Raw genomic sequence first — 7,709 nt, 5'->3', positions numbered from 1 at the left:
GAAGACGGCCGAGCAGGTCACCGAGGCGCTCACCGACGCCTTCCGCACCGCCCACCCCGAGGCGGCCGGCCGGACGGGGGTGTCGGGGAAGGCCGGCACCACCGAGAAGGACACCGCCGCCTGGTACGTCGGCACCGCCGACACCGTGTCCACCGCGATCGTCGTCTACCGGATCGACCTGGCCAAGTCCCTGGAACCCCTGCCGCTCGAAGGCCTGGCCGGCACCTCCGCCCACAGCGTCCCGTATGCCCTCTGGTCGGCAGCGACGGGCCTCGGCTGAGCCGGGCCCGTGCACCCTCCCCTTCCGCAGAATGAGCCGCGCATGCCCCGCAAGATGTCGTCCTCAGGCCGCCGTCGAGCCGCCCGCCGCAGCACACCCCGTGCCACCCGGCCGCAGATCCTGACGCTGGCCGCACTCCTCGTCGTGGCCTCGCTGGTGGCCGGGTTCCTGGCGCTGTCCGGCACGGACAGCGACGGCACCCCGGCCGCCGTCGCGGGCAAGAAGCCCAGGACCGCGCCGAAGGCCAGCCCGACGCCGCGATGGGACGGCAGGACCAAGGTCCTCGGTGACGGCTCGACCTCCTACACCGGCCCGCAGAAGGGACAGTTGAAGCCGGTGCCGCTCAAGCCCGGCGAGAAGCCGCCCCAGTTCGTCGTCTTCTCCTGGGACGGCGCACTGGAGGGCAGCGACCACCTCTTCTCGCACTACCGGGAGCTGGCCCAGCAGTACAACGCCCACATGACCTTCTTCCTCACCGGCATCTACCTGCTGCCCAAGGGCAAGAAAGCGCTGTACCACGGCCCCATGCACTCCCCGGGCGACGCCGCCATCGACTACGCCACCGACGACCACATCCGCACCACCGTGGAGCAACTGGGCAAGGCGTACCAGGACGGCAACGAGATCGGCACCCACTTCAACGGCCACTTCTGCGGGGCCAAGGGCGGTGGCGACTGGAGCGTGAAGGAGTGGAAGAGCGAGATCGACCAGTTCTACTCCTTCGTGGAGCGCTGGAAGACGAACACCGGCTTCACCGACCTCCCGCCGCTGCCCTTCGACTTCAAGAAGGAGGTCGCCGGCGGCCGGGCACCCTGCCTGGAGGGCCAGCCGAACCTGCTGAAGGCCATCAAGGACTACGGCTGGCGCTACGACGCCAGCTCCCCGGGCGACTTCCAGATATGGCCCTCGAAGAAGGAGGGCATATGGGACTTCCCGCTCCAGATGCTCCCGTACGAGAGCGGCAAGTACCAGGGCCTGTCCATGGACTTCAACTTTCTCTACAACCAGTCCGACGGCGAGACCCACGGCGACCCGGCCAAGTTTTCGCAGTGGCAGCAGCAGACCGTCGACTCCTACATGGCCGGCTTCAACCGCGTCTACTACGGCAGCCGGGCCCCGCTGTTCGTCGGCAACCACTTCGAGGACTGGAACGGCGGCATCTACATGAAATCCATCGACCAGGTGGTCAAGAACGTCTGCACCAAGAAGGGCGTCAAGTGCGTCTCCTTCAGGGAGCTGGCGGACTGGCTCGACGCGCAGAAGCCGCAGACCCTGGCCGCCCTGCGCAGCCTCGACCCCGCCCAGTCGCCCGATTGGTCCGCCGTCGTCAAGTGACAAGTACGCGCCGGACGTTCCACTTGTGCAACCCCCTTCACATCCGTCGCACCAGCCGTGGCAAGATGCCCCTCGCCCGGTAGGTGTACCGGCGTAGAGGGGAACATCATTGAAATCTAGAAGACTGAGCCGTGGCCGGCGTCGCACGGCCATAGTGACCGCCGCGGCCGCCTCGGTGGTCGCGGGCGTGGCCCTCGTGCCCAACTGGAGCGCGGGCGCGGCCGTCACCGACGACCCGACGGTGGACGCGGCCACCAAGGCGACCTTCCAGCGGCTGGCCGACGCGGTCTTCACCGACCGCACCCAGGCCCTCGTGGACGGCACCGGCAAGGCCGACACCCGGCACGCGTCCGGCTTCTCCGGATCCGTGCGCCTGTCCGGCGGCCAGACCCGCCAGGAGAAGACCGCCCTGGACACGCTGCGCGACCGCCGCAGCAAGCTCGCCCGACTGGGCGAGACGTACCACGCGGGCAGCACCAAGGTCACGCTCGACGCCACCCAGGTGAACGGCCGCCGCGCCAAGGTCGCCGTCACCGAGACGACGACGCTGGCCTACGACAAGGCGCCCGCCAAGGGCCCGAAGTCCACCGGCTTCCAGGCCCACCACGAGCTGACCTTCCAGGCCGACCGCCACGGCACCTGGCAGCTCACCGGCATCCGGGACACCGACGACGGCTACCTCGCGGTGAACCAGGTCGCCAAGCCCGCCGTCACCTCGGTGAAGGCCACCGGCGAGGACGACGGCCCGCCCTCGGCGGCCCGCTCGGCCACCACCTGGCCCGCACCGGCCAACGCGAAGAACTTCTCCGCGACCGGCTACGACTACAAGGCCATGGTCGCCTACGCCCAGAAGTACTGGAACAACTACAACCCCGCCTACCCCGACTTCAACGGGCAGGGCGCCGGCGGCGACTGCACCAACTTCGTCAGCCAGGCCCTGAAGGCGGGCGGCTGGAAGCACGTACCCGGCTACACGAACGACTTCCACAAGTGGTTCGGCAACTCCGACATCCAGTCGGACTCGTTCGTCGGCGTCAACGAGTTCTCCTGGTTCGCCCTGTCCTCCAAGCGGGCCACCAGCCTCGCCAACGTCTACCAGCTGGACCTCGGCGACGTGCTGCAGATGGACTTCAACCGCGACGGGTCCAAGGACCACTCGATGATCGTCACCTACCGGGACCGCCGGGGCCTGCCGTACGTGAGCTACCACTCCACCAACACCTACAACAGGTCGGTGGCCAGCCTCGTCGCCTCGTACCCGAACGCGGCGTTCTACGCCTACAGGACCTGACCCGGTCCCGGCTGACGCGGCCCCCGCCGCTCCGGCACCTCCCGCTGTTCCTGCCGCACCGGCTCCTGCAGCCGCGCGCGCTGCTCCTGCGGGGAGGGCTCGGGGTGGCGGGCCCGCCAGTACGGGTTGTCGTGCGGCAGGGCATGGCCGACCCGGCCGTACATGCCGAACGTCATCAGCAGCAGACCCACGATGAAGCTGAAGAACACGTTCTGGATCTTGAAGGCCAGGAAGTTGCTGCTCGTGTCCAGCAGGCCCAGGAACAGGAAGCCGTTCAGCAGGAACAGCACGCCCAGCACCATGTTCAGGGTCGACGCCAGATTCCCGCCGATCACCATGCCGGCCAGCAGCACCGCGCCGATGCAGATCGACAGCACACTCAGCGCGCCGTTGCTGTTCAGCCCGGCGACCGTGTCACCGCCGATGCTGAAGAAGCCGATGTGGTTGACCAGGCCCAGGATGCCGAAGACGACCAGGAACGCGCCGATCAGGCCCGCACCGATCCGGTAGACCAGGTTGAGCCGGTGGTCGACGGGCAGGTGGTCGTCCAGCCGCATCCGCGGCTGGTCGTTCCCCGAACGCACTGCTTGTGTGGCCATGTCCGCCTCCCTCGGGCGCTAGCGGAGGCCATCCGTCCTCTTAATATCCGCTGCCCCGCACCACCCGGCAACACGCGCGCCCGCCCCCACAGCCCCACACCACGCGCGTCAGCGTCCCGCGCCACGCGTGTCAGTGACCCGCGCCGCGCTCCTCGCGGATCTGCGTCACCACCCGCGCCACAACCCGCCGCACCCCGTCCGTCTCCGTCAGGAAATGCCAGTAGTCCGGGTGCCGCCCCTCCAGCGTGCCGATCGCCCGCTCCAGCCGGGCCACCGCCTCGTCCAACGGCCGCGCGTGCCGCGGATCGGGAGTCGTACGGCCCGTCATGGCCAGCCGCTGGGCGTCCCGGATCGCGAACCGGGTCCGCTCGATCTCCGCCTGCGGATCCTTCTGCACCGCGTTCAGCCTGCCCAGCCGGTCACCGGCGGCCGACACCGCCTCGTCCGTCGCGTTCAGCAGCGCCCGCGCCGTCGACAGCAGCGACGCCGCGTCCGCCCACCGCTGAGCCTCCCGCGCCGCCTGCGCCTCGCCGAGCTTCAGCCGGGCCTGCCGCACCTGCTCCGCGGCCTCCCCGGGCATCTGCTGCAAGTCCTGCCAGCAGGCGGCGGCGAACCGGCGGCGCAGCTCGCTCAGCACCGGCTCCACCTGCCCGGCCCGCGTGGTCAGCGCCTCGGCCCGGGTCCGCAGACTGACCAGCCGGTGGTCGATCTCGGCCGCCCGCTCCGGCAGCCGCTCGGCCTCGGCCCTGATCGCCCCGGCCTCCCGCTGCACCCGCTCGGCGCGCTCCAGCGTCGCCTGCACCCCGTGCCGCCCGGCGCCCTGGTTCAGCTTGGTCAGCTCCGGCGCCAGGGCCGCCAGCCGCGCGGCCGGCTCGTCGGCCCGCAGCCCCTTCTCCCGTACGGCGTCCAGGGCGTTGCTCGCCGCCAGCAGCGACTGCCGGGCCCGCTCCACGGCGGGCGCCAGCCGGACCAGCTGCGTCTCCGCCTTGTCCAGCAGCGGCCCCAGCGAGCCGCCGAACCGGTCCAGCTCCTGCCGGACCCCCACCAACTCGTCCTTGGCCGCGGTCAGCTCCGCCCTCGCCCGGGCGGCGGCGCCGGCCTCCAGATCGTCCCGGTCGAGGTCATGCGCGTCGACGGCCTGGATGTAGCGCCGGCTGACCTCGTCGATCCGCCGGCCCAGCGCCTCGAAGTCGGAGACGGCACGCCGGGCGGCGGGGGAGTCGTCCACCGCCGCGATGGTCTCCACGGAGATCCGCAGGTCCCGCTGCGCGGTGTCGAGTTCGTAGAACGCCGTGGCCGCCGCGTCCTTGGCGGCCTGCGCGTCGGCCCGCTGGCTCTCCGCCCGGCCGCCGAACCAGCGCCGGGTGCCCCCGCCGGCGAACGCGGCGGGCAACGCGAGGGCGGCCAGCACCGGCAGCCCCATGAGCACCAGGACATCCCGCAGCGGTCCACCCGCACGCCGTTCCCGCGCGGCGGACGACGACGGGTACGGCTGAGTCGCTGGCGTGCCCGGTGTCGCCGTCACATCCCTCTCCCGTGCCCTGGTCCGCGCTGGCTGCTGCCATTCTCCCACCCGTTGAAGACGAACACACGGCCCGGTCAGTTCACGCCACCCGGCACGACTTTCCGCCCGCGGACACCGGTGAGGTACGCTGACGGCCTGTTCCCGGGTGCGTAGCTCAGGGGTAGAGCGCCTGCCTTACAAGCAGGATGTCGGCGGTTCGAAACCGTCCGCGCCCACCGGGTCGGCCCCTCGGAGATGTCTCCGGGGGGCCTCTTCCGTTTCCTTACTCCTTACTCCTTCTCCGTCTGTTCCGTCTCTTGGTGGGCGTGCTTCAGGCGGGTGCGGGCGTCCACGCGGTCCGTCGCCGCCAGCTCGGCCCAGAAGCGGTGGGTGCTGACGAAGACCGCGAGTTCGTGCTCGCGGCGCCGCAGCTTCTCCACCTCGGCCTGTTCGTCCTCCGTCCAGCCCGGGGACGCGGGCCGCTCCACCTTGCGCCAGCCGGTGTCGTCACTGAATCCGTCCATCGGCTCGACCGACCAGGGCAGCCGCTTGAGCAGGGCCGACAGCTCGGCCCGGACCTGGTGCAGCTCCTCCTGACCGGCGAGGAGGTCACTGGGGAATTCGTAGGTCGTAGCCACGCGGTAATGCTACGCCTGTTCGATTTTAGGTGGCGAGGGGCGGACGGGCTTCTGGGGGAGTGTTCAGCCGAACGAGTGATCGGGCCTCAGTGGCCAGCCGCCCGCAGCTCCCGCACCAGCCGCTCCGTCACCGGCACCGCCACCCCGTGCCGCCCGGCCGCGCGCAGCAACGCTCCTCCGATGGCGTCGAGTTCGAGCGGGCGGCCCGCCTCGGCGTCGCGCTGCATGGAGGACTTGGCGGTGGACGGAAAGGCGTCGTACCGGGCCAGGGCCTGGGCCGGGTCCGCGGGGGCGCCGCAGGCGCGGCTGACGGCGGCGGTCTCGGCGACCAGTGCCTGCAGTTCGTCCCGGTGCCGGGTGCGGGCCGCGCCGAGCGGGAGGCCGTAGCGGGTGGTGAGGAGGGCGAACGGGGCGAGGAAGGACATCTTGGCCCAGAGGGCCGAGGTCTCGTTTTCGGCCACGCGGGCGGTCGTGCCGCAGGCCGTGAGGTGACCGGCCAGTACGTCGAGGCGGTCGCGGGGTACGGCGTCCCCGGCCAGGTCGATCTCGGTGAACGGGCTGCCGTGTTCGATCACGCCGGGGGCGGTCCGGGTGGACTCCACGCGGATCACGGCCGGGGCGACCCGGTCGGGGCGGTAGCGGGCGCGCAGGGTCGCGGGGTGTTCGATTCCGTTCAGGAGGGGGACGAGCAGCGCGTCGCCCAGGGCGGCGGGCGGGACGCGGGTGAGGGCGGCGTCGAGCGTGGTGTGCTTCACGGTGACCAGGCAGGCGTCGACCGGTTCGCGCAGCTCGGTGTCCGTGTCGACGGTGACCGTGAAGTCGCCGAACTGCCGGCTGCGGACCGTGATGCCGGTGCGGCGCAGTGTGCCGGCCGTGGTCTCGCCGGCCAGGCAGATCACGCGGTGGCCGGAGCGGGACAGCAGGGCGGCGAGCAGTCCGCCGGTGCCGCCGGGGCCGAGGACGGCCACGGTGAGCGGGTGGGTCATGGAGTTGTTCCCTTCGGTGGTCGGCCCCGGCTGTCGGTGGCCGCCTCGCGGTGATCATGGCAGGCCGCGGCGGGCTGCGCGAGACTGGGCGCATGTGCCGGAGCATCAAGACGCTGCGCCCTCCCGTGCTGCCCGACGAGGCGACGGACGAGGACATCCACGCGGCCGCGTTGCAGTACGTCCGCAAGGTTTCGGGCTTCCGTGCCCCCGCCGCCCACAACCGTGAGGTCTTCGAGCGGGCGGTGGCCGCGGTGGCGGAGGCCACGGCGGAGCTGCTCGGGGGGCTGGAGGTGCGGGGACGGCCGGTGCGGGAGGCGGGACAGCGGGCTGATGCCGGCTGATCCATCGTCACAACCCTTGCTGTGTCAAGGAGTTGGCGTCATGTGTGACGTGAGCGCATCAATATGGCTAAATGTTGAACTTGCAAGCATTGATTAGGCACCCCTAACCTGGGTCTCCCTTCGGTACCGCCGTCCCCACGGCCGGCCTGCTCCGTCCCCGGCCGGTCCGTCCGACACCGAACAGGAGAAACCCCCTCATGTCCGCACGTCTCAACTCCGCTCAGCCCTATGCCATCGGGCTCTTCCGCATCGTCCTCGGCCTGCTCTTCGCCGTGCACGGCGCCGCCTCCCTGTTCGGCGTCCTCGGCGGCGCCGTCGGCACCAACGGCGGCACGATCGCGGCCGGCACCTGGCCCGGCTGGTACGCGGCCGTCATCCAGCTCGTCGCCGGCGGCCTGGTGCTGCTCGGACTCGGCACCCGCGGGGCCGCGCTGGTCGCCTCCGGTTCGATGGCGTACGCCTACTTCGACGTCCACCAGCAGGTGGCCCTGTGGCCCATCCAGAACGGCGGCGAGCTGTCCGTGCTGTTCTGCTGGGGCTTCTTCCTGCTGGTCTTCACCGGCTCGGGCGCCTTCGGCCTGGACCGGCTCCTCGGCCGGCGCGCCGCGGCGGACGACGAGCCCGTGGCGGAGCGCAGCCCGCTGGCGGCCTGATCCCGCCTCCCGGGTGTGCGGGGCGCCGCCGTGCGACTCCTCGGTGACCGCCCCGCCAACCCCCCGCGCACCCTCTGTCACA

General features: G+C 71.2%; 8 protein-coding genes, 1 tRNA gene and 1 pseudogene. 6 read left to right on the top strand and 4 right to left on the bottom strand.

What is annotated here, in order from left to right; translation table 11 throughout:
* The 3 genes and pseudogenes from IE312_RS42455 to IE312_RS29960 all read left to right on the top strand — a co-directional run.
* Positions 1 to 280 (top strand): annotated as a pseudogene (locus IE312_RS42455) (transglycosylase domain-containing protein); the annotation flags it as partial.
* Positions 281 to 322: 42 nt separating this feature from the next.
* A complete protein-coding gene (locus IE312_RS29965; RefSeq protein WP_189985414.1) occupies positions 323 to 1,615 on the top strand; it encodes a polysaccharide deacetylase family protein in 1,293 nt (430 codons plus the stop codon).
* Between the two features lie 154 nt (positions 1,616 to 1,769).
* Complete coding sequence (locus IE312_RS29960) at positions 1,770 to 2,906, top strand: amidase domain-containing protein (RefSeq protein WP_229900592.1); 1,137 nt, start codon at positions 1,770 to 1,772, stop codon at positions 2,904 to 2,906.
* On the opposite strand, the gene IE312_RS29955 is transcribed toward IE312_RS29960, so the two are convergent.
* Entirely contained in the window at positions 2,894 to 3,505 is a 612-nt protein-coding gene (locus IE312_RS29955; protein ID WP_189985413.1) for a DUF4383 domain-containing protein, read from the bottom strand. The two genes, IE312_RS29960 and IE312_RS29955, sit on opposite strands and share 13 nt — an antisense overlap.
* Before the next feature lie 130 nt (positions 3,506 to 3,635).
* Positions 3,636 to 5,030, bottom strand: a complete 1,395-nt coding sequence (locus IE312_RS29950; RefSeq protein WP_189985412.1) for a coiled-coil domain-containing protein — start codon at positions 5,028 to 5,030, stop codon at positions 3,636 to 3,638.
* Positions 5,031 to 5,173: 143 nt separating this feature from the next.
* On the opposite strand from IE312_RS29950, the gene IE312_RS29945 reads away from it, so the two are divergent.
* Positions 5,174 to 5,245: transfer RNA gene (locus IE312_RS29945), tRNA-Val, on the top strand.
* Positions 5,246 to 5,299: 54 nt separating this feature from the next.
* Here IE312_RS29945 and IE312_RS29940 read toward each other — a convergent pair.
* Both IE312_RS29940 and IE312_RS29935 read right to left on the bottom strand, forming a co-directional pair.
* Positions 5,300 to 5,647, bottom strand: coding sequence for a DUF8825 domain-containing protein (locus tag IE312_RS29940; protein ID WP_189985411.1), 348 nt, complete (start codon positions 5,645 to 5,647; stop codon positions 5,300 to 5,302).
* Positions 5,648 to 5,733: 86 nt separating this feature from the next.
* Complete coding sequence (locus tag IE312_RS29935; RefSeq protein WP_189985410.1) at positions 5,734 to 6,633, bottom strand: ketopantoate reductase family protein; 900 nt, start codon at positions 6,631 to 6,633, stop codon at positions 5,734 to 5,736.
* Between the two features lie 92 nt (positions 6,634 to 6,725).
* On the opposite strand from IE312_RS29935, the gene IE312_RS29930 reads away from it, so the two are divergent.
* Together IE312_RS29930 and IE312_RS29925 are read left to right on the top strand one after the other, a co-directional pair.
* Entirely contained in the window at positions 6,726 to 6,974 is a 249-nt protein-coding gene (locus tag IE312_RS29930) for a DUF2277 domain-containing protein (RefSeq protein WP_189985409.1), read from the top strand.
* Between the two features lie 197 nt (positions 6,975 to 7,171).
* The gene (locus tag IE312_RS29925) at positions 7,172 to 7,627 is read left to right on the top strand and encodes a DoxX family protein (RefSeq protein WP_189985408.1); all 456 of its coding nucleotides are present in this window, start codon (positions 7,172 to 7,174) and stop codon (positions 7,625 to 7,627) included.
* Positions 7,628 to 7,709: the final 82 nt, after the last annotated feature.

This window comes from Streptomyces capoamus (assembly GCF_014654935.1).
Classification (GTDB): Bacteria; Actinomycetota; Actinomycetes; order Streptomycetales; family Streptomycetaceae; genus Streptomyces; species Streptomyces capoamus.
The sequence above is the reverse complement of the archived record's forward strand: the minus strand, read 5'-3'. Positions and strand labels throughout refer to the sequence as shown.

What these genes read in the sequence shown, in the direction of transcription:
- IE312_RS29935 (WP_189985410.1), bottom strand. Translation starts at nt 6,633, where the DNA reads ATGACCCACCCGCTCACCGTGGCCGTCCTCGGCCCCGGCGGCACCGGC.
- IE312_RS29925 (WP_189985408.1), top strand. Translation starts at nt 7,172, where the DNA reads ATGTCCGCACGTCTCAACTCCGCTCAGCCCTATGCCATCGGGCTCTTC.
- IE312_RS29965 (WP_189985414.1), top strand. Translation starts at nt 323, where the DNA reads ATGCCCCGCAAGATGTCGTCCTCAGGCCGCCGTCGAGCCGCCCGCCGC.
- IE312_RS29930 (WP_189985409.1), top strand. Translation starts at nt 6,726, where the DNA reads ATGTGCCGGAGCATCAAGACGCTGCGCCCTCCCGTGCTGCCCGACGAG.
- IE312_RS29955 (WP_189985413.1), bottom strand. Translation starts at nt 3,505, where the DNA reads ATGGCCACACAAGCAGTGCGTTCGGGGAACGACCAGCCGCGGATGCGG.